14 protein-coding genes are annotated in these 23,235 nt (G+C 39.0%); 12 read left to right on the forward strand and 2 right to left on the reverse strand.

The window, feature by feature from the left end; all coding sequences use genetic code 11:
• The first annotated feature begins 3 nt into the window (after positions 1–3).
• Complete coding sequence (locus EFD62_RS09705; RefSeq protein WP_235832623.1) at positions 4–1,515, forward strand: S41 family peptidase; 1,512 nt, start codon at positions 4–6, stop codon at positions 1,513–1,515.
• A gap of 705 nt (positions 1,516–2,220) precedes the next feature.
• Positions 2,221–3,831, forward strand: coding sequence for a CTP synthase (locus tag EFD62_RS09710; protein WP_128706040.1), 1,611 nt, complete (start codon positions 2,221–2,223; stop codon positions 3,829–3,831).
• Positions 3,832–3,917: 86 nt separating this feature from the next.
• On the opposite strand, the gene EFD62_RS09715 is transcribed toward EFD62_RS09710, so the two are convergent.
• Positions 3,918–4,883: a permease prefix domain 1-containing protein gene (locus EFD62_RS09715; RefSeq protein WP_069194922.1), complete on the reverse strand. Its 966-nt coding sequence runs from the start codon at positions 4,881–4,883 to the stop codon at positions 3,918–3,920.
• Positions 4,870–5,214, reverse strand: a complete 345-nt coding sequence (locus EFD62_RS09720) for a PadR family transcriptional regulator (RefSeq protein ID WP_069194921.1) — start codon at positions 5,212–5,214, stop codon at positions 4,870–4,872. The genes EFD62_RS09715 and EFD62_RS09720 overlap by 14 nt, the downstream gene beginning before the upstream one ends.
• Before the next feature lie 322 nt (positions 5,215–5,536).
• Between EFD62_RS09720 and spoIIR the strand changes: the two genes are divergently transcribed.
• The 10 genes from spoIIR (at position 5,537) to EFD62_RS09770 (ending at position 23,125) form a co-directional block, all read left to right on the forward strand.
• Positions 5,537–6,235, forward strand: coding sequence for a stage II sporulation protein R (gene spoIIR, locus EFD62_RS09725; RefSeq protein WP_069194920.1), 699 nt, complete (start codon positions 5,537–5,539; stop codon positions 6,233–6,235).
• A 248-nt stretch (positions 6,236–6,483) separates the two neighbouring features.
• On the forward strand, positions 6,484–7,173 hold the full coding sequence (locus EFD62_RS09730) for an MgtC/SapB family protein (RefSeq protein WP_069194919.1): 690 nt from the start codon (positions 6,484–6,486) through the stop codon (positions 7,171–7,173).
• Positions 7,174–7,309: 136 nt separating this feature from the next.
• Positions 7,310–8,758, forward strand: a complete 1,449-nt coding sequence (locus tag EFD62_RS09735; RefSeq protein WP_069196340.1) for an aminotransferase class I/II-fold pyridoxal phosphate-dependent enzyme — start codon at positions 7,310–7,312, stop codon at positions 8,756–8,758.
• 150 nt (positions 8,759–8,908) lie between these two features.
• On the forward strand, positions 8,909–11,626 hold the full coding sequence (locus EFD62_RS09740; RefSeq protein WP_069194918.1) for a calcium-translocating P-type ATPase, SERCA-type: 2,718 nt from the start codon (positions 8,909–8,911) through the stop codon (positions 11,624–11,626).
• Positions 11,627–12,796: 1,170 nt separating this feature from the next.
• A complete protein-coding gene (locus tag EFD62_RS09745; RefSeq protein WP_069194917.1) occupies positions 12,797–13,483 on the forward strand; it encodes a response regulator transcription factor in 687 nt (228 codons plus the stop codon).
• Between the two features lies 1 nt (position 13,484).
• On the forward strand, positions 13,485–14,888 hold the full coding sequence (locus EFD62_RS09750) for a sensor histidine kinase (protein ID WP_128706041.1): 1,404 nt from the start codon (positions 13,485–13,487) through the stop codon (positions 14,886–14,888).
• An 85-nt stretch (positions 14,889–14,973) separates the two neighbouring features.
• A complete protein-coding gene (locus tag EFD62_RS09755) occupies positions 14,974–16,254 on the forward strand; it encodes a VCBS repeat-containing protein (RefSeq protein WP_069194915.1) in 1,281 nt (426 codons plus the stop codon).
• A 104-nt stretch (positions 16,255–16,358) separates the two neighbouring features.
• Positions 16,359–17,156, forward strand: coding sequence for a rhomboid family intramembrane serine protease (locus tag EFD62_RS09760; RefSeq protein ID WP_069194914.1), 798 nt, complete (start codon positions 16,359–16,361; stop codon positions 17,154–17,156).
• Between the two features lie 220 nt (positions 17,157–17,376).
• A complete protein-coding gene (locus EFD62_RS09765) occupies positions 17,377–18,984 on the forward strand; it encodes a copper amine oxidase N-terminal domain-containing protein (RefSeq protein ID WP_128706042.1) in 1,608 nt (535 codons plus the stop codon).
• Between the two features lie 265 nt (positions 18,985–19,249).
• Positions 19,250–23,125 (forward strand): carbohydrate-binding protein, encoded by a 3,876-nt coding sequence (locus tag EFD62_RS09770; protein ID WP_069194912.1) that lies wholly within the window; start codon positions 19,250–19,252, stop codon positions 23,123–23,125.
• The last annotated feature ends 110 nt before the right edge of the window (positions 23,126–23,235 follow it).

Genomic DNA, 23,235 nt, shown 5'->3' on the forward strand with positions numbered 1-23,235 from the left:
AATGTGACAGGTAAATCATTAAAAAAGGCACTGTTGTCTTTAGTTATCTGCTGTATTTTGATATCTGGTACAGGAATTGTCTGTGCCGAGGAGATTATAATACAAGAGAAGGGGATTTCCTCAGCGGACTATTTCAAAGGGATTATAGATATGGCAGAGGATAAGTACAAAGGGGAAGTAACCAGGAAGCAAATGATGGAAGGCGCTTTGAAAGGGATGTTCGACACCATGGATCCCTACACAGTCTATTATACGATGGAAGAGGCGGAAAGCTTTTTTACCGATATTAATGGTTCCTACACAGGAATAGGAGTGGTGATGTCAGAACTTGACGGCAAAATAGTGATAGACCAGGTGTATTCCTCTTCTCCGGCAGAGGAAGCAGGTATACAAAAAGGTGATACGATAGTTGAAGTGGATGGTAAAAGTACTCAGAAGGCTACTTTAGAAGAAGTATCCGGGCTTATAAAGGGTCCGGAGGGTACGAAGGTTGTAATAGGTGTTTTGAGAGGCGGAACAGGCAAAATAGTAAGGTTGATAGTGACTAGAAGACAAATAGTCCTAAATCCTGTCACCTATAAAATAGAAGGTGATATAGGTTATATAAAGCTTGAAATTTTCAATTCCAATGCGAGTCAGGCTATGGATGAAGCCCTTAAGAAAATGGATAAGAGTAAAATAACAAAAATAATTCTTGATCTTAGAGACAATCCTGGGGGAGACGTAAGCCAGGCAGTAGCAATTGCCAGGAGATTTGTGAAGAAAGGGCTGATTACAAAGCTGGATTTCAAGTCGGAATCACAAAAAGATGAGGAATATTACTCCAATTTGAAAGAGCTCAAATATAAGCTTGTGGTGTTAGTGAATGAATATAGCGCAAGCGCCTCGGAGATATTGGCAGGAGCGATACAGGATACAGATTCGGGTGTTCTGGTGGGCACAACAACTTTTGGGAAAGGTAAGGTTCAGAACCTTTATCCCATATTGACACCTGAAGCTGCACAGAAGTATGAGAAGGAAACCGGAGAAATATTTGTAAATGGATACGACTTGCTATCGGAACATGGTATTTACCCTTCCGATGATGAAATAATGGGGTGGCTGAAAATAACTACCGGGGAATACTACACTCCCGGTGGCAGGATGATAGATGGAGTCGGTCTTGAGCCTGATATTTATATAGAAGACAGCCTGGCCGATAATGCTATAGTTTTTGAAGGCGTAAAAAAGCTTCAAAAGGTGACAAAGCCTTGCCTAAATACTGAAAGTGAGGATGTATTGAGTGCGGAAAGCATTTTAATGCTAATGGGATATGAGGTTGATACCCCGGATAGGCTGATGGACGAAAAAACTGTCAGAGCCGTAGCGCAATTTCAAAAAGACTGCGGATTGTATTCTTACGGCATCCTTGACTTTGCGACGCAACAGGCTCTGAATGATAAATTGGACGAATTGATTATTATGAAGAACAGGGATAGACAGTATGAAAAAGCGGTGGAGTTGCTTAAAAACTAATAGGATATTGGGCTATCATAATTGACTACAGGGCTTTATAGACAAAGATACCGGATGCGATTTTGCGAGGATTGACGTCTAAAAAAATAATGTATGATTAGATATGTAAGTATATTGACAGATTATTTCATTAACTGTATAATTATTGTAAGATTATTTATGTTACTTTGTGGTTAATAACTGACAAAAAATACATTATATAGTTTTGGCATTAGTGGATCGAAACACATTATTATGTCCGGAAGATAAGCTGTTAACCTTGGTAGTCCAAAGTTCCAAATTAGTGATGAGTTTTGCTTTATTGATTTACCTTCTATTATTGTGATTTATTATGATTTACTTGTGGGAGACAAGTTTTTATGTAAAAAGTGTATACTTAAGCTCGCTTGATTTGGAATGGAGAGTCTAATTGGTTTAGGGGAGAATATATATTTAAAAAATATGTATTAGAATGACCGGAAAGTTCTCGAAATGTTTAGGGGAGACACAGGTTCGTATACCATGTGAATTAATGGAACTTTGGACTACGAGGTTAGCAGCTTTTTTACAGTTGCATAAAAAATTTCTATTGACACTCTCAAAAGTCATATATAAAATATAATCGTGTGTTTATTTATAATAATCAAATAAAAAAATTTACTATAATCAAATCAGCCGTGAAGAGCTTTCCCGGCTGAAGTTGTTTTTTCATGGAGGATTGGAATCATGTCTGTTAAGTACATTTTTGTAACCGGCGGTGTTGTTTCAGGGCTTGGAAAGGGAATAACTGCCGCTTCACTGGGGAGACTTTTAAAAGCCAGAGGTCTTCGAGTTACTATTCAGAAGTTTGACCCATATATTAATGTGGATCCGGGTACTATGAGTCCGTATCAGCATGGAGAAGTATTCGTAACCGATGACGGAGCTGAGACGGATCTGGATCTGGGCCATTATGAAAGATTTATAGATGAGAATTTGAACAAAAACAGTAATATAACCACCGGTAAGATATACTGGTCTATTATCAACAAAGAAAGAAAAGGTGACTTTCTCGGCGGTACGGTTCAGGTTATACCCCATGTAACCAACGAGATTAAGAATAGAATTTATCTAGTAGGTAAAAATAGCAGCACCGATGTGGTAATTACTGAGATTGGTGGTACCGTAGGGGATATTGAGAGCCTGCCTTTTTTGGAAGCTATTCGTCAGGTCGCAAGTGACGTCGGTCGAGAGAACGTAGTTTACATACACGTTACCCTTGTTCCATATCTGGGCAAGTCTGGGGAACTTAAGACAAAGCCTACACAACACAGTGTAAAGGAGTTAAGAAGCCTTGGTATACAGCCGGATATAATTGTCTGTCGTACAGAAAAAAGACTTTCAAAAGAAATGAAGGATAAGATAGGACTGTTTTGCAATATACCCGGAGAATGGGTAATTCAGAATCTTGACGCAGAGACCCTCTATGAGGTTCCTTTAATGCTTGAGGAGGAGGGACTGGCTAATATTGTTTGCAAGCGCTTAAGTCTTAATTGCGTGGAACCGGACATGACCGAATGGTGCCAAATGGTAAATAAGCAGAAAAACTTGAGCAAGTCGCTGACCATAGCCCTTGTAGGTAAATATGTTGAGCTCCATGATGCATATCTTAGTGTTGTAGAGTCTCTCAATCACGGTGGAATATCAAATGACGCTGAGATAAATATAAAGTGGATAAATTCCGAGGAACTGAATGAGGATAATTTTGAAAGCAGCCTTAGCGACGTAGATGGCATACTGGTGCCTGGAGGATTTGGAGACAGAGGTATAGAAGGAAAGATCCTCGCTGCAAAATATGCTCGTGAAAACAAAGTGCCATACTTTGGTATTTGTCTCGGAATGCAAATGGCGGTTGTGGAATTTGCAAGAAATGTTGCCGGACTTAAGATGGCCAACAGTTCGGAATTCGATACAGACAGCCCTTACCCTGTGATTGACATCATGCCGGATCAAAAAGATATAGATGAAAAGGGTGGCACAATGAGATTGGGGCTGTATCCCTGCAAGATAAAAAAAGACTCCATTACTTATAGCGTATATGGGGACGAGCTTATATATGAAAGGCACAGACACAGGTATGAGTTCAATAACGAATACAGGGAGCTTTTGGTATCAAAGGGACTGGTATTTGCAGGACTTTCTCCAAGTGAAAAGCTTGTAGAAATTATTGAATTGAAGGATCATCCGTGGTTTATCGGAGTTCAATTCCATCCTGAGTTTAAATCAAGACCGAATAGGCCCCATCCTTTGTTCAGGGACTTTATAAGGGCAGCGGTGGAAAAACGCTATAACCGATAATGACATGAAAGTAATGCAAAGATATAAAGAAACGGCTGTCCGATGAGCGGGCAGCCGTTTTAATGATATAAAAGACTCTAGAACTTTTAATCGGCCTTAATTGCTTTATAGAGTGCTGTAAAGCCTCCGAAAAGGATTCCGGTTATCGGAAATACAACCCAGCAAATATGCCAGAGGTTAAAAACAAAGCCGCAGAACAAAAAGATGCAAACCGCAATTGGCCAGACAATTCCCGCAACAGCTCCTATGACCTTATCCTGCTTTTGGGTTTTTGGCTTATAATCGTCTATTTTTAACAACTCTTTATAGGAATCGGGTACACTTCCGCTGGTTATAAAAATAGATACTGCGACAGCTATCATTAAAAGCATAACACATACCCCAAAGTCGGCGAAAGGCTCAAAGGAGACGATGGCAAGCAGGACAACGACAGAGAATATGCAAAGGCTGACACCAATGATGGTATGGATACTCTGCTTTTGGGTAATAGAGGGTAATTCTGAATTTAAAATGTTTCTTAAATCCGATGAAATTTCAAATTTCCCTTCCTCAATGAATTTGAATCTTTCAAGTTTGGTTCCGGAATATATGAAGAGAGCTACAGCTGGAACTATTAATAAAAATAATGCTATAACAGGCAGCGTTCCTTTGGCATCCTCAGGCAAGGATTGAAAAATTAGATTGCGTTCTGCCATCTGCGACAGGAATATTAAGAGGGAAACTCCCAGAAGAATCAGCCCAACTCCTGTTGCTATCAGGTAGGAGGCTTTTTTCTTCAGAGAGACAAATTCCATTGCTTCCTCGTTATCCACTACGGGGTAATTTTCATTATTCTTTGAGGGGGAAATACCCATTTCATCCAACAGCTCATCAATGTTGCCGAATTCGGAAATAACAATACCGATTGCTTCATTCTCCAGTTTTCCATTATCTTTTAGTTCATTATACCTTTCTTCCATGTTGTAAAGAATCTCGCTTTTTAGTCGCTCCATTTCTTTTGATTTTGGCAAATTCCTAAAAATGTTATCTAGATAACTTTTAATTGTTTCCATAGTGTACCATCTCCTTTACAAATTTATTAATCACTTTTTTGGTCAACTCCCATTCTTCGCACTTTTCCCTGTAGTATTTGATTCCCTCGGGGGTTATACGGTAGTAAGTCCTCCTTTTTCCTTGAGTTTCTTCTCCATAGTAGGATTCAATATATCCGTTTTTTTCGAGACGCGTGAAGGCAGAATAAAGTGTCGTCTCTTTCATGATATATTGCTCGTTTGTTATTGAGCGGATGTTTCTTGAAATCTCATACCCATAAGAATCACCCTCTATAAGGAGGCTTAGGATAATGGTGTCGTTATAACCCCGTATTACATCACTGCTAATCACCAGAATTCCTCCTCTAATATTACTACGTCTGACATACTTTACCTGTCGTAGTAATATTGTAACACAACTACTACGACAGGTAAAGTAGTTTTTATAAAAAAGTTAAATTTTGAGTATTTTTATACAAAATAATGTTCATGCGACCTATTTATAGATTTTGATACAAATAATTTAATGTATAGTATAATTCCCTTTGAATTTGTAAACAATTATACTAAGCAATAAAAGTTTATATTGTAAAAAAAATTAGGGTATGGAACCATTTTGGAATTGCAAATCAATCCAAAACTGGTGAGATTACCGGATACGGGGGGATTTTATCATGTTTAATTCTTTTAAAAACGTCTATAAAAAAAATATATGCGCAAAAGTACTTACAGCAGCCATCCTTTTGGTAACAATTATATCGGGTGTTGCGCTAATATCCTATTCGGAGAATGTGAGTGATGGGCTGGCGGATAATATTATTCGATTGCATGTTTTGGCAAACAGTGATTCTCCAGAGGATCAGCAGCTAAAAAGGGATGTTAGGGATGTTGTAATCAGCTTCATGAAGGACAGGCTTAAAAACGTCAAGGATGTGGAAACTACAAAGAAGATAATAGAAGAAAACTCTGAAGCAATAAAGCAGATTGCGTTAGACGAAATTAAGAGGCAGAATAAAGAATATGATGTGGAGGTTATGCTTGGAATATATCCTTTTCCCACTAAGGTTTATGGGGATATAAGTCTTCCGGCTGGAAATTATCAGGCGTTAAGAGTTGTTATAGGTAATGGAGAGGGACAGAATTGGTGGTGTGTGCTTTTTCCGCCGTTATGCTTTGTGGATGCTACTCACGGAACTGTGCCGGATTCTGTGAAGAATGATTTGAAAGAGGTTCTCAGTGAAGAGGAGTATTATCTTATTACAACGCAGGATGAAGATGAGGATATTCCTATTGAGATAAAGTTCAAGATTGTTGAGATGTTTCAGAACTCAAAGATAAAAATTGCAAGTGCAATGAATAGAATGTTTCAATAATTAGACTAAGGATATAATTTAATGAATAGATATAAGTTAAACCCATAATATATAAATTCCCTGTTGGAGTTAGATAATTTCCGTCGGGGAATTTTCGTATTTATCATTAAAAAATAAGGGGTAGCATATTGAAGATATATATGCATTTGATATATACTTTTAATATATACTGTTATTGTGAAACATTTCTTTCTCAAGCAAAGCAATTGTAAGAGAGCTTTTATATCCCCAAAAATGAGGTGAGCTAAATGATGAGATTTTTTTTAGAGAACGGGAGCTTCTATTTGATTGTTGTTATAAGGCTGCTTTTAGCATGTGTCCTAGGAGGAGTGATAGGGTATGAAAGAGAGAGTACCAACAGGCCTGCCGGCTTTAGAACCCACATTCTGGTATGCGTTGGGTCGGCTCTTGTCATGATAACCTCCCAGTACATTTTTGAGCGCTACAAGGGGGTTGCAAATATTGATCCTGCCCGCCTTGGAGCTCAGGTAATCAGTGGCATAGGCTTTTTGGGAGCAGGAACTATAATTCGTGAGGGGGCAAATGTTAGAGGTCTTACCACAGCAGCAAGCTTATGGGCAGTTTCCTGTGTTGGGATTGCAGCAGGCATCGGCTTTTATGAGGGAGCGATTATTTCCACTGTAATTATTTATATTACCCTTATTTTATTAAAAAGAACAGAAAAGCATATCACGAAGAAAAGAAAGCTGAGTGTATTCTATATACAGACTGAAGATATGCCCGGACAAATAGGTACAATAGGGGGTATATTTGGCAAGTATAATGTAACAATAAGAAATATAGAGTTTATCAATGATGATATTGGGAAAGAAGTTTTGATAAAATTTTTAGTGAGAATTCCTATGGATGTCTCCAAAGAAAAGATAATGGATGAATTGCAGGGGATATATGGAGTCAAAAAGGTTACAGGGCAATAGTACATAAGAGAATATTTCTTTTCCTAAAAAATATTTGACAAAATATTTGACTTTTTTCATTCTTTCACCTATAATTCATTTGTTTATATTTTTTTGCGTTTTCCAAGCAAGAAAGAGGGGATTAACGGTGCCAAGAATGGACCAGCTTAAAACACCGGTTTTTGATGCGGTAAAGAGATATGTTGAGAGTAATGTAGTGCAGTTTCATGTACCGGGACACAAGCAGGGAGAAGGCCTTGCGGAGCTTAGAGAGTATATTGGCGAAAGAGCACTTCAGATGGATGTAAACGGAATGGAGGATCTGGATTTTGCCAATAACCCTACGGGGGTTATTTATGAATCGGAGATGCTGGCAGCCCAGGCGTTTGGGGCTCAACATGCCTATTTTCTGGTGAATGGAACTACGTCTGGTGTTCAGGCAATGATTATGAGCGCTTGTGAACCGGGGGACAAGATAATAATTCCGAGAAATGCGCACAAGTCCACAATAGGTGGAATTATATTGAGCGGTGCGATGCCGGTGTATGTGCAGCCCGAAGTAAATGAAAAATTGGGTATTGCTATGGGAATTACAGAAGAGAGCCTTAAGAAGGCAATAAAGGAGAATCCCCATGCAAAAGCTGTGTTCATTATTAATCCTACTTATTATGGAGCAGCTTCAGATTTAAAATCCCTTGTAAGAATAGCTCACAGGCACGAGATGGCCGTTCTTGTGGATGAGGCTCATGGTGCACATATGTCCTTCCATGACGACTTTCCTCTGACAGCAATGGAGGTTGGTGCCGATATGAGTGCAGCAAGCACCCACAAAACAGCGGGCTCAATGACACAAAGCTCTGTGTTGCTTCTGAGGGGAAATATGATCAGTCCGGAGAGAGTAAAACAGGTCTTGAACCTGACATATACCTCCAGTGCGTCATATCTTTTGATGTGCTCCCTTGATATTGCAAGAAAGCAGCTTGCGACTAAGGGAAGCGATATGTTGGAAGAAGCCTTGAGACTTGCAAGAATGGCAAGAGATGAGATAAATAAAATTGAAGGCTTATATGCTTTTGGAAAAGAGCTTATAGGGACACCCGGGTGCTTTGATTTTGATGAAACGAAGCTGGGGATATGCGTATCAGGCTTGGGTTATACCGGCTATGAGATGGAAGCAAAGCTGAGAAAGGAATACAATATACAGATTGAGATGTCGGATCTTTCAAATATATTGGCAATAGTAAGCCTGGGAGATAACGAAGAGAATCTTACTGCGCTTATAAATGCGTTAAAGGATATTTCATCAAAGACTGAGAAAAGGGAATATCTCAAAACACCGTTTATTCCGCAAAATCCAAAAATGATAGTATCACCCCGGGATGCCTTTTACAGTCACAAGAAGATAGTTCCGTTGGACAAGTCTGTAGGGGAGATAGCGGGAGAAATGGTTATGGCTTACCCTCCGGGTATACCGGTCATATGTATGGGTGAGAGAATCACTCAGGACATAGTGGATTATATAAAGATATTAAAAGAGCAAAGAACCCAGCTTCAAGGGACGGCGGACCCATACATTAATTCCATAATGGTTCTTGGTATGGACTGATAAATCACATCATCTCCACTCCAACTTAATTACCAAACCAATCACTTTTTGGTCTAATTATTTTTTTTCCTGAATAGAAATAGGACTATGACAGGAAAAAGTACATGGCATAAGCACATGAGGATAAGGCAAGAAAAGGAGTGATTGGTTTTGAGTATTCTGGAGTCGGCTCTACAAAACATCAATAAGGATAACAGAGTAAAATACGGTCTAAGTGAAAAAGAGGCGGAAAAAAGGTATAAAACATATGGACCCAACACCTTGGAGGAAAAGAAAAAGATATCTCCTTTCAAAATCCTTATTGCACAATTCAGTGACTTTATGGTATTGATTCTTCTGGCATCTACCTTGATTTCGGCTTTTATGGGGGAGTTGCTGGAGGCTGTTACCATTGTGTCGATTGTTATTATTAATGCACTTATGGGATTTATCCAGGAGTATCGAACTGAAAGGACCATGGAGGCGCTTAAGGGGCTGTCTGCGCCAATAGCCAAGGTGATTAGAGACGGGAAAACGGTGGAAATACCTGCGGAGAAGATTGTGCCGGGAGATCTGGTGATACTTGAGACCGGAGACAGGATTCCCGCAGATGCTGTTCTGATAGAAGCCCACGGGCTATGTGTGGATGAGTCTTTGCTGACCGGTGAGTCCGTGCCGGTGGAAAAGCAGGCTGAAACCGGAGGCGGGAAGAATGCAAATGCCAATGAAAAAAGCAGCTCGGTATATATGGGGACAATTATAACAAGTGGAAGAGGTAAGGCTGTTGTCTGTTCTACCGGAATGATGACCGAGATGGGTAAAATTGCAGATATGATACAGAATATTGAGACGGAACAGACACCTCTTCAAAGAAGGCTTGATGCGCTGGGGAAATACATAGTTTACGGATGTCTCGCCATATGTGCAATCGTTACGGTAACCGGAATATTAAGGGGAGAAAAACTCTTTACAATGTTCCTTTCAGGTATAAGTCTTGCGGTGGCAGCAGTGCCGGAAGGACTTCCGGCGATAGTAACCATTGCCCTTGCCCTAGGTGTTCAGAAAATGCTCAAAAGAAATGCCCTAATAAGAAAGCTTCCGGCCGTGGAGACTTTGGGTTGTGCCAGTGTTATATGCTCAGACAAGACAGGAACTTTGACGGAGAACAAGATGACGGTTAGGAAAATCTATGCCAATGGGGGATTTGTGGAGGTCAAGGGAAGTGCTCTTAGCAGTGAAGGCGAATTTATCTCAGTTAAAAGAAAAATAGATCCTAAGAACAACGACAGCCTAAGACTTGCCCTCGAAATCGGAGTACTGTGCAACAATGCATCAATGGTAAGAATAAAGGAAAATAGGTCATTTAGCAAAATAACCTCCTTGATTCACAAGCCTGAAAAATGGGAATTGAGTGGAGATCCTACGGAAGCTGCTCTTCTTGTGGTTGGAGCAAAAGGAGGATGTACCCAGGAGCTACTGAACGAAAGCTATGTTAGGATTGATGAACTGCCTTTTGATTCGGATAGAAAGTGCATGTCGGTAATATGTGAAAATGACAAAGGTGAGACTTTTGTTTTTACGAAAGGCGCTGCGGATGTTATTATTGAAAAGTGCAGCAAGATATATACCTCAAAGGGAATTGCGGATTTGAATGAAGCTGGAGCAAAAAGGGTACTCAAAGCCAATGACGATATGGCAAATGAAGCCTTAAGAGTACTTGGGGTGGCGTTTAAAAGGCTTGACTCCAAAAACTATAGGCATAATGATGTAGAACAGGACCTTGTGTTTGCGGGGTTGATAGGCATGATAGACCCACCAAGGAAAGAGGCGCTAGATGCAGTGCGAAAATGCAAGCTTGCAGGGATCAAGCCGGTAATGATTACCGGGGATCATAAAATAACTGCTGCTGCTATCGCGAGGGAGCTGAATATAGCAGCGGAAGGTGACAGGGTGCTGACGGGAGCACAACTAGAACAGATGGATGACAGAAAACTTGAAGAAATAGTGGATGAAGTGTCGGTATATGCTAGGGTATCCCCCAAGCACAAGCTAAGGATAGTAAGGGCGCTGAAAAAACGGGGTCATATTGTTGCAATGACGGGAGACGGTGTAAATGATGCTCCTGCAATCAAGGAAGCCGATATTGGTGTAGCCATGGGAATAACCGGTACAGATGTGACAAAAGAGGCATCTTCAATGATTCTTCGTGACGATAATTTTGCGACCATTGTTGCGGCTGTAGAGGAAGGAAGGGTTATATACAACAACATCCGCAAATTTATCCGATATATGCTTTCCTGTAACATTGGAGAAGTACTTACCATGTTTGTGGGAACTCTAATTGGACTTCCGCTTCCTCTTTTACCTATTCAGATATTATGGGTCAATCTGGCTACAGATGGACTTCCTGCAATAGCATTGGGGCTTGAACCGGCAGAGAAGGATATCATGATGAGGCCTCCGAGGGGAGCAAAGGAGAACATATTCTCCAACGGACTTTGGCAGCTTATACTATTTCGAGGTGTCCTTATAGGGTTTAGCACTCTGGCGGTATTTGTAAGTATACTGAAATTTACGTCCAGTGTTGATATTGCCAGAACTGCAGCTTTTGTAACCTTGGTTATAACCCAGCTTATACATGTGTTTGAGTGCAAGTCGGAAAGGAAAAATATATTTGAAATACCGATTTTCAATAATAAACCCCTTTTACTGGCGGTTTTGTGCTCGCTCATAATGATACTGGGGGTTGTGTATGTACCATTATTCCAAGGAATATTTAAAACCGTACCGTTATCCCTCAATGACTGGATTTTAGTAGGCGGATTTTCCGCATTGGGACCGGTAATCTCTAGCTTTTTCAGAGTTAACTACAAGTACATAAGAAGGTAGGGGGAAAAAAAGTTTAAAATTTTAACCTTTTTGTAACCATTTCATATCAGCTTTAATATATAATAAACTCGAAGTACTTCAATAGAAGTTAAACAAAGCGCTACTATTCTTGTATACAAGAAGCGGTAACAATAGTATTGAAAACATTGACCGAATAAATGCGGTGCAATTTAAATAATGGATTTTGTATTGATATTGAAAACTATATAACAAATATCACTACCGACATATTACAAATCATACCTTGCTATTGATGAAGCATTATTCAAAGCTGATTTTATCCTAAATATGCACTAATGAAATTAGAATAATATTGCATCCTTGTTACTTTTACACTTATCCTCATACAGTTTGAAGCAAGTTTTAATAAAGTTTATCGCGCGCGTATAACTATTATATATATAAATGTTATAAGAAGAGTTAATTCAGGGGGAAAAAATTAGAGAATCATTGGTTATGTAAGTTTTAGACATTGTAAAGTCCGCACTTTATGAAAGTCTAATTGTCAGATGCTACAGACTGATATTAGAGAGATAAAAAACATTCTGCTTACGGTGCAAGGCTTATTGGAATCGGAAAGGACTGTAAGGATTCGCACGATAAGCGGTATAACATGATTTAACAAAAAATGGGAGTTAATATTGTACAGTATTAAAAGCAAAGCTTACGCAAATTTTTTTAAGAAGTATGGGTGATCACCCCGGATTGGAAATGCTGAACATATTGATGTTGAATATGCTGTTTCAAAGCACCAATCCTCCTATAAAAAGAGAATTAGTCCCCATGTGGGGCTACATTTTTTTCATATAAGTTACCTCCGGTAAATATACATGGACAACGTTTACAGTTGCAAATTTAAAGCACAAATTGCGTTGTCTTATTTTATTTATTTAATTTATTATCCGGCTAGTTTTATTAAATATATAAAATTGTCTTATTTCTACATTCTTTACTTAATATAGATCACATCAGAATGTGTTTAACGCTTGCGAATAAAGCAAATAAAGTAAATTAGTCTAAAAAATAAATATAGGACTCTGCTTTTTCATTATGTTAATGTATAATAATTAATAAAAGACTCAATGTATCGTAGTATTTGAAACATATCATAATTGTTAAAGATAATAGAACTCGATTGCATTATTTTATCTGAAAAGGAATGATTTGTTTATGGGGTCAAAAGTATTAATTGTTGAAGATGAAAACGATATAGGGAGCTTTATGGTAAGAACCCTAAAAAGGAAAGGTTTCGATGCAATCCAAGTTGAAACGGGAAAAGAGGCATTGAGGTTAGTGGAACTCGAAAAACCCGAAGTCATGTTACTGGATATTATGCTTCCGGATATTGACGGATTTGAGATATGCAAAAAAGTTTCTAAGGAGCATCCTGATATTTCAATAATAATGGTTACCGCAAGGGGAGAGGATATAGACAAGATAAGAGGCTTGGAGCTTGGCGCGGATGACTATATGATCAAGCCTTTCAATCCTATGGAGCTAGTGGCGAGGATAAAAGCAGTTATCAGGAGAACGAGCAAGATAGATAATTCAAACGAAGTTATAATCGGGCCCTTCAAAATTGACTATAATTCCCAAAAGGTGTATAAGAATGGAGAGACCCTGGAATTAACGCCAAGAGAATTCTGCCTGTTGAAGGTATTTGCGAATAACCTGAATAAGGCTTTGACCAGGGATGAAATTCTAAACTGGGTGTGGGGTGAAGACTATGTGGGAGATACCAAGACTGTTGATGTCCACATCCGACGACTTAGAGAGAAAATGGAGGATGATCCGTCATGTCCCAAATACATAGAGACAGTTTGGGGGCGCGGGTATTTATTGAGAAAGGGAGATTGATTTGAGGGGAATAAGGGGCAGAATTGTTGGGACTTATCTGGTTATTACTCTTTTATCGGTGATAGTTTTTGAGGTTATTCTGATTTATGGCCTTATAGAGTTTTATTACTCAAGTATAGAGGCTGAGTTAAATCGTTCTGCACAATCAATAATCAATAATTATAATCAATATCTCAATAATTATGACTTATCAAAGGATGCAAAAGTATTGTTGGAATCCACGCCCGGGAATACAGTAGCCCAGGTTCAAATTATTGATGATAAAGGTATTTTGCTTGCCGACTCCATAGAGCCTTCTATGGAGGGGGAGAAGCTTGATTATTACGACATCAACATGGCATTGAGCGGCAAGCAAGCTATCTGGCGGGGTAAAATATCCCTGACGGGTGAACCGATTTTCTCGGTTTCTTGGCCTATGACTCTTTCCGACAGCGATAAAGTGATTGGAGTAGTAAGAGTCATTACAACTCTTTCCGATGTAAAGGAAATATTGAAGAATCATATAATCATTCTTGTCACTTTAGGAGTTGGCATAGTTTTTATGATCTTTCTTACAGGGTTAGCTCTGACCAATACTATTATAAGTCCGGTTAAGGAAATGACATCTGCTGCAAAAGCTATGGCACAGGGCAGGTTTGATGTACGCGTATCCAAAAGGTTCGATGACGAAATCGGAGAGCTCGGAGACACTTTAAATTATATGGCCCAGGAAGTGTCCAATCATCAGAAAATGAAGAATGATTTTATTGCGTCGATTTCTCATGAGCTTCGTACTCCCCTGACATCAATAATGGGATGGATAATTACAATTAATTCGGAAGATATTGACGACAAAGAAGAGCTTAAAGAGGGGCTGGATATAATTGAAAGAGAAAGTAAAAGGCTGGCGGCCCTTGTGGAAGAACTTCTGGATTTTTCAAAGTTTGATGCGGGAGTTATTACATTAAAAAAAGATACTGTGAATTTAGAGAAGCTTTTGAAATACATAAAAAGGCAGATGGAGCCTAGGGCCGAGCGAAAGGGTATAACTATAACAATAGACATTGATGAGGAGCTGCCATGGATTGATGCAGATGAAAATAGGCTCAAACAGGTGTTTATAAACATTATTGATAATTCGTTTAAATTTACGCAAAAAGGTGGATATGTTGATATCATAGGAAGAAAGAGGGGAGACAGTGTTCTAGTAAGAATAGAGGATACTGGCTGCGGCATTCCAAAAGAGGATATACTGAAGGTGACCCAAAGGTTTTTTAAGGGAAACAATGTTGTTTCGGGCAGTGGTTTGGGTTTAGCCATTTGCGATGAGATTATTAAATTACACAACGGTGAAATGAACATTGAAAGCACTGTCGGAAAAGGAACAGCGGTGGACATAGTCCTTCCGGTGCAGCTTGAGATTTAACCTTTTTGTAATCCTTTTTTTTTCATTGTGAGGTAAAATTATTATATATGAAAATGTGATTTTATAGGTTATCGAGAGGATAAATATGGATAGGATGCATACTACTGTTAAATTAATATTGGCAGGCACTATGATTTTATTTGCGTTTACAATAATAATTTCAGCAACAAGCTGTGATATTCTGCCGCCTCCTGCCAGTGCTATAAAGCCCCCGCAGTATATTAATGTCTCAGCGGGTGGGGTTGAAGACCCCAAGGCAATAGCACGGAGATTTTTGGCGCCGGGAACTCAATTTTCATATCCCGTTCACCCTAAAAATGCTGATGCTGTTAGGGAAATTGACATTGATGGGGATGGCCAAGCAGAGTTAGTGGCCTTATATAGGGGTAGAGATCTTAAAAACAACGGTGTCGAAGTTTTTGGAGTATTTATATTGAAGCAGGACAAAAATAAAGAGTGGCAAATTTTCTGGGAGCAACAGTATACCGCAAATATTGTGACTCTTGATTTAGCTGACATTAGGGACATCACCGGCGACAACTATCCTGAATTGCTTATAGGCTGGAATATCGGCTACCGATTGGGAAGCAATCTTGATATATACTCACTAAAAGAGGAATTGCAACCTAAGCTGATTTCCAGCATCAAGTATTCTGAAATTGTGGGTATTGAAGACCGAAAAGGAGTTAACAGTGAAATTAAGCCCGTACTAATAATGTACTTGTTTGATGAGGAAATGTATGAGTCGGAGAACGATGGAAGAAGGGATGAATACCTTTGCATGCTGCAGTGGAATCATATGGAATGGATGGAAAGCGGACTTATTGAGGCGGATGATTTTTATGCGTACTACTATGTTGATATTATTGAGGATCTAAAAAAGAGTCTGGAAGGATATAGGAATAATTACTACCAATGGTATATCCTTGCAAAAGCGCAGGTAAGATCGGGAAAGCCCTTAGAGGCGCTAGAATCTATCGACAATGCATTGGAAATCACACAAAGATATATTGACAGGCATGGAGCCAGTACCATTAAAGAGGTGTTCAAATATCAGAAAAGAGCCAAAATCCTTAAAGCGGAAGCATATATTAAAACGGGAAAATATCATGAAAGCATAATTGAATCTAACTATGCCCTAGAAAACTACGATGTTGAAAACGAGGATCTTGTGAACATCTATTTGAATTTGGGAAACGCATACATAGGTCTCAAGCAATACGGAACGGCCAATATGTATCTTAATAAGTCATGCGAAATGGCCGAAACAGCCTATAAGGAGGGGACCGCATTATATTTATTGAATTCATATAAGGCTAAAAAAGAATTGGAATATATCAAACCTTTTCTGACATCTTCCGACTAAAACAGCTCTTGGATTCATTCGCTTTTCCTGATAAAATTATTAGGATGATTATCATTGCATGAAGAATTATGTTCTTTATAAGATTCAATAAAGGGAGTGAATTTATGAGCTTATTGGACAAGCTGGAAAGAAAATTTGGGAGGTTTGCGATAAAAAGGCTTCCCATGTATATTGTTATACTGAATTTGTTTGTGTATATGTTGAACTTGCTTGACAGCAGATATATAAATTATTTATATCTTATTCCGTCTAGCGTTTTGAAAGGCGAGATTTGGAGGCTGGTAACATATGTTTTTATTCCGCCGATGACTTCGATGGAAGACGTTTTATGGTTGTTTTTTGCTGTGTATTTTTATTATATGATGGCAACTGGTCTGGAGAATGAATGGGGTAGCTTCAAATTCAACGTATATTATTTGCTTGGTATGATAGGCACAACAATTGCAGCATTTTTTATTCCGATACCGGCCACAGCAAACTATATAAATTTATCTATCTTTTTTGCATTTGCATATTTATATCCCAATTATCAAATTTATTTGTTTTTTATTATTCCAATCAAAATTAAATATTTAGGTTATATTTCATGGATTGCGATCGCTTATACGTTTTTCACATCGCCTCTAATTATGAAGCTTTATGTAATTATACCTATAATGAATTTCTTCCTATTCTTTGGAAAGGATATTCTTTTTAGGTCTAAGACCAGAGGGGGCTCAATATACAGGAAGAGGAAGTATATGGGCGGTTTCAGTGAAAAGACCTATATCCACAAATGTACAGTATGCGGTATCACGGAAAAGGACAATCCCAATATGGATTTTCGGTACTGCATGACCTGTGAAGGAAATCGCGAGTATTGTATGGATCACCTCAAAAACCATGAGCATATAAAGGAATAGGGTAAGGGATACAAACAGTCAAGTTGGAAATGCAATTAGTATGCTAGCTGAAATAAAAGGATTAATAAATAGATAATTGAATAATATGAACAATAAGCAATAAATTTGCAATAACACATTTTTGGAATTTATGCTATAATAATTTATGTATTTTCATATTTGTCCAAGTGACAAGTATTAAATACCAGCAGGACAAAATACAAACAGGAGGTAGTAATGAATGGGAAGAATTACAAGAAAGATATCACTGTTATTGGTTGTTGCACTTTTGGCAGTATCTGTGGTGGCGTGTGCCAGTGATGAAATTTCGTTGATTGAGGCTATGTCGAAGTCAGCAAAAATTACATCTTATGAAGGTAATTCAAAGGTTCAGCTGAGTTTTAACGGTAAAGGGTTTTCTGAAGACACAAAAAAGACGCTGGATTTGTTGGCCGCATATATTGATGGATTTAATCTTGAATCCAATATAAAGTATTCAGCTAATGAGGAACAGACAAAAGCAAAGATTGCAATGGATGGCAACATGGATATGAAGGGGCTAGGGGTTGAATATGGCTACTGGATGGATATGGATTTAACCGGTGAAAAGCCTCAGATGATACAGATCATTGAGCTTCCACCTGCAATTACTCAGCCGATTTTTACACTTTTCAGCCTGGGAAGTAAAAAATATATTACTATCGATTACGGTGCTGCCTTGGGTGAGCAAGATGCCGATATGCCCTTTGACCTAAAGGATATTACAAAAGATAGTGCTGAATTACGAGACATGATATTGGATTTTATCAAAACAACTGCTAAAGACTTTGATCCCGGCATGGTAGCAGTAACTAAAAAAGGTTCGGCTGTTACTGAAAAGGGTGAAAATGTTACAGAGTACGAATTGAAATTGGATGATGCTTCTGCTAAAAAACTGTTATATGCCTTTATAAATGATGTCATATTGCAGGAAGAAACAATGGAGTTCGGTAAAAAGTATATGGAAGCGACTCTAAATATAATTGATTTGCCTGAAGATGAAAAACAAGAGGCATTGGCTGAAATAGAGAAAGGTCTGGATGATTTTGCAGCCGAGCTTCCTACATATAGAGAAAAAGTAACTCAAGTATATGAGTCAATAAAAGATGTTAAATTCTTTGGCGACAACGGTCTGGTAGTAAAATACTATATAAATAATGACGGTTATGTTGTCGGAACGAAGTCATCTATTGACGTGGAGATAAAAGTAGCAGATCTTGCAGAAGTAATAGGCGAGTTTTATGATGAAGAAGATAAAAATGGCGTAATCAGTTTTACAATCGACGCTGAAAGCTCTATTTACAACGTAAACAAAGAAGTATCTATAGAGTTGCCGAAATTAACCGAAGAAAATTCATTTGATATCTTTAACCAGATATTGGATGGATCCTCAAGTATTGGTTTTATACCAGGTATCGCTAAAGAAGAATACCCTGCATATGAAGCTCCTATTTTATCGGATGGAATTAATGTTATCATGAACGGAAATGTAGTTGCTTTTCCTGACGTAAAGCCTGAAAACATCAATGGAAGAGTGCTGGTTCCAATAAGAACTATATCTGATGAAATGGGTGCAGAAATATCCTATAACAATGAAACAAAGCAGGTTCTCGTTGTTAAGGAGGACAAGGAAATTCAGCTTACACTGGGTTCTCAGGAAGCATACGTTAACGGCGAACTAGTAATGCTTGATACACCTGCAATGGTTATTGAAGGACGTACAATGGTTCCATTGAGATTTGTATCCGAAAATATGGATGCTGTGGTTGAATGGGATGGAGAAGCTCAGATTGTATATATCTTCTATTAATATGTACAGTGTTTTCGGATAAAAGTCCAATTGGGTTTTTGAACTGGGAGGAAAGGACAACCGTTTTATAAAAGGCGGTGTCCTTTCTTTTTTGCTTAAATCAACGGTATTTTCGGTGTTTGCTGTGTCATGATTGATATAATGCTTTAAAAAACTGAGATTGTTTGGTAAAATGAAGAGGCAGCATTAATTAAGTACATAACATAATAAAGCTATTTCAAAGCAAATCATCTATTACAATCAAAGACAAGGGGGAGAAATCAAAATGAAAAGGGGAAAACCACAAAAAATAATTGCTTTGGTACTGGTCTTGGGCTTTATCGTTAGCAGTTTTGCGGTGACTTCATTTGCGGGGGAGACCGTGAAATCATACTGCACCAGAGCTTCGGCCCCAGTTATGGCGGTGAACCTTGGAGGCGATGAAGACATCACCTATGGCGGTACAAGTTTCAAGAAGCAGTCAGCCCATAGCAACCTGAAAGTGGAAGTCAAGGGGCCTTCTGATTCAGTGTATCCTACCGGAACAGTCAACGCCCTTTCGATTATTCAGGCGGAGGATTACAGTGAGAACCATGGATTGGTAATTGAAGACTGCCCAGATGTGGGAGGCACAGAAAATCTGGCGTACATAGCCAATGGCGACTATACAGCTTACGAGAATGTATATTTTCCAAAGGGAACAAAGGGGTTTATAGCTCGAGTTTCAAGTGATACCGAAGGAGGGTATATTGAACTTCGCATTGACTCGACCTCAGGAGAAGTGGTTGGACGATGCCTTGTGGAGAACACTGGCGGATGGGAAAACTATGAAGAAGTGTACTGTGAACTAACCAAAAGTATTGAGGGCGTACATACTTTGTATATGGGCTTCGTGGGTGAAAGGGACGGCCTTTTTAATGTCAACTGGTTTAGGTTTACGAAGAGCCCGTATGAGCCGATAATGGCGAAAAACCGTGATGGTGTAGATGGAGGAGCTTATCAATACAAGCTCATCGATTTTGGTGAGGAAAGCATTCCGACAAAGTTTAAGGTACATCTTTCGAGCAGCATCAACGGAACAATAAGCGTAAGACTTGATAGCCCCACAGGGACTGCCATAGCAACGGTTGATGGGGCTAGTGGTACAGGAGAGGTGGAAGGACGCGTTATCCAATCTGTTGCAGGAATGCATGAATTATATTTGACCGATGATAAAAACGGCACTTTAATATCTAAAGTTGATTGGTTTGTATTTGAACCGGTAGCAGAATCGGAAGATATATCCGATGGAAACCTTCTAAAGCTTGCTAAGACAAGTGCAAGAGGATACAATGTAAATCTTGTTGCATCGTTGGATAAAAACAATGTGTACGAAGTTTATATTCATCCTGTAGAGTTTCGTGAGAAAAACAGACAGATATTCGATCTCTATATAAACGGTACGCTGGTGGATACCATCGATACCGAGGAGTCAGGACTTAATTGGGAGAAAAAGGGACCATATATTACGAAGGTTCTGGACGACGGAAAGCTCAATATTGAGTGTAAATCCAGACAGGGTATTGTATCCCTGGCGGGTCTGGAAATTAACAAGATAACATATTCCAAAGCTTTTTCGGATGTAAAGATCAAAGATTGGTTTTATATCCCTGTGATGGAGCTTGCAAGCCAAGGAGTTATATTCGGTAAAGGTAATGATGTATTTAAGCCTCAGGACCATATAATTGGCGAGCATGTTGCGTATATGATGTTCAATGTAATGAAAGTATCTATCTCGGAAAAGGACAGTAAATTCAGCCCCGAGAAGTACAGAAACCTGTCGGATGTATCTCCGGATTATTGGGCTTATCCCTATATGAGTGCCTATTATAATTATTTCTTTAAAGAAAAAATGCTAAGATATGATGTCAATACCCGTGTGCCGTACAGTGCAAAACAGTACGAGGAGAGCAAGAAGGTAAGACGTGAAGAATTTGCCATGGCCATTATAGGAGCAAGGCGTCTTGACTATAATGAGGATGGCAAGGTATTTGTACTGGATCCTTATCTTGAGCCGTCAGCAATGTTGAACCGATATAAGGAAAAGGATGCCGATAAGGTTACCGACTCCTTCAGGTATTTTGTGGAATTGGCTCTGGAAAAGGGGTTGATGAAGGGCGACCAGTTCGGAAACCTGAATCCGAAAAATCCGGTAACAAGAGGAGAAGCAGCAGCGTTTATATACAATGCCTTAAATCTATATGAAAACAATTTTGAAAAGCCAAATGAAGGTGAAAAACTGCCGGTACCAAGAATAACAGCTAGGAAGAGAAATGTAAATGTGGGGATTCTTGTGTTGCCGGCACCGGCGTGGGATTCGATAAATAACATAGCGGTTAATGACTCCAATCCGGACTTTACTATTATGGAGCTTTTGAACAGAAACATAAACAAGCCTATGGATTGGGTGTTGGTAAATCCTCATCCACCTGCATTTAACAAGAGTGAATACAAAGATATAATGCACCTTAACTCATCCAAGGTGCCGGGGATTAATAATAGCAGTTACAGCGATTTCTCTTCATATTTTAAAGACCTCAAGAGTGTGGCTGAGGCTCAAACCGACCTTGAAGCCGATATAACCTATCTTGGTACAGTGGGTTATACCGAGAATATAAACAAGTCTAAGTTCTTTAAATATTGGGAGGTTTCCCTGGATGATCCGAATTTGACACCGGAGAAAATTGCGAAGGACTATGACATTTTGTTCCAGACATCCCATGGAGAAATAACCTATTCAAAAGATGTTCAGGATAAGGTTAAGGCATTCCTGAATGCAGGCGGCCAACTGTGGTGGGAAAACTGCAGGGGTCTTGAAATTGAGTCTGGGGACGGATTTACGGAAGAAGTTGAGTTTGTATCGCTAAATCCGGGACATAACCGTAAATATCCTCAGATTCCAGTGCTAGATAGCAAAGGAAAAATGCACGCGCTGTTTGATAATATTTATAGAATTAATCCTGATAAAACATCCCGTGTATTTGCACCTGGTATATACAATAAAAACAGTGAAATATCAATGCTGGGTGACGGTGAAGAATGGCTTAACGATGATAACAGATATTTAGCGGGACTGCAATCGGATGACATTGTAATCCTCAATATTGAGAATACGGACACCGGAGAGATACTTCCAAACCTTGCAGTGAGAAATATCGAGAACGATGATGCGCCTGCAGGTAGAATTGTAATAAGCACAAGCGATATTGGATGCGGTATATCAAAGTTTGTGGACCGCGGGGGTGGAAAAGCCGTTGAGGACTATAAATTCTGCTACAATCTTTTTGGATGGATGTCAAAGATAGATGTCAGCTTTGATGAAACAACTGTTAATCAGTGGGATGGAGGCAGCGAGTTCTCAGTAGAAGCTACATTTACAAACAATGGAGCAAAAACCCAGGTTTACGATGTTACTTATGAATATGATCCTAAACTCTGGAATCTGGCTCCTACTAGCGATTTTAAGAATTATAAAGAAGCTCATTCATGGATTAAGGCTGTAGATGAAAACGGTTATCCGAAGAAAATTCAGCTTGAACCCAATCAGACAGAAGTTGTGACCTATAAATTTAACATCAAGAAATCGGACCTTCGCTGTTATGACTTTACAGTGAAGGCAAGTGAATCCGGTGTGAAGTATACCCGTGATATGGTAGAAACATTATATAGACTCAATAACGTAAGGGTTGAGAAGCCGATATTCTCAGGACGACAGAACAATGGAGGCGAAGCTTCGTTTGATGTGACGATTAATGCACCGGAAGAACCGGATAATGACCTTAGGACCGAGGATTATGAGCTTAACATAAAGATCAAAAAGGATGGAGGCTTTATTGATCCGGAAACGGTTGTAAACAGCATTCAGCTTAAAACCGATGGAAATACGCCTCCACTGGAAGGCTACAATTACAAGTACTTGGTAGATAACAAAGGTGTTTTGTACCTAAAGGTTATTATAGAGGATACGGTAATTACAAAGCCGAGTGAGAAAATCAGGTTAAACATATCCTTAAAAAATCTTGATGGCGGAAGCTATGAGGCTGTTGGAAAGATAGAGGTAATTGATCCTATCTCTCGTCAAAGACTTGCCTTCTCAGATGAAACGGTTTATAAAGTGAAATAGAATGCCGTAAAAGACATATGAACCCCCGTGTATACCTGGTTTTAGGGTATGCCCGGGGGTTTTCTACAGTATTTTATAAAATAAATAAAACTTTTCTTCCCAAAACGACA

The organism is Acetivibrio mesophilus (genome assembly GCF_004102745.1).
Lineage (GTDB): Bacteria > Bacillota > Clostridia > Acetivibrionales > Acetivibrionaceae > Hungateiclostridium > Hungateiclostridium mesophilum.

Coding starts and splice junctions, on each gene's coding strand:
- EFD62_RS09710 (WP_128706040.1), top strand. CDS start 2,221: ATGTCTGTTAAGTACATTTTTGTAACCGGCGGTGTTGTTTCAGGGCTT.
- EFD62_RS09715 (WP_069194922.1), bottom strand. CDS start 4,883: ATGGAAACAATTAAAAGTTATCTAGATAACATTTTTAGGAATTTGCCA.
- spoIIR (WP_069194920.1), top strand. CDS start 5,537: ATGTTTAATTCTTTTAAAAACGTCTATAAAAAAAATATATGCGCAAAA.
- EFD62_RS09730 (WP_069194919.1), top strand. CDS start 6,484: ATGATGAGATTTTTTTTAGAGAACGGGAGCTTCTATTTGATTGTTGTT.
- EFD62_RS09735 (WP_069196340.1), top strand. CDS start 7,310: ATGGACCAGCTTAAAACACCGGTTTTTGATGCGGTAAAGAGATATGTT.
- EFD62_RS09745 (WP_069194917.1), top strand. CDS start 12,797: ATGGGGTCAAAAGTATTAATTGTTGAAGATGAAAACGATATAGGGAGC.
- EFD62_RS09755 (WP_069194915.1), top strand. CDS start 14,974: ATGGATAGGATGCATACTACTGTTAAATTAATATTGGCAGGCACTATG.
- EFD62_RS09760 (WP_069194914.1), top strand. CDS start 16,359: ATGAGCTTATTGGACAAGCTGGAAAGAAAATTTGGGAGGTTTGCGATA.
- EFD62_RS09765 (WP_128706042.1), top strand. CDS start 17,377: ATGGGAAGAATTACAAGAAAGATATCACTGTTATTGGTTGTTGCACTT.
- EFD62_RS09770 (WP_069194912.1), top strand. CDS start 19,250: ATGAAAAGGGGAAAACCACAAAAAATAATTGCTTTGGTACTGGTCTTG.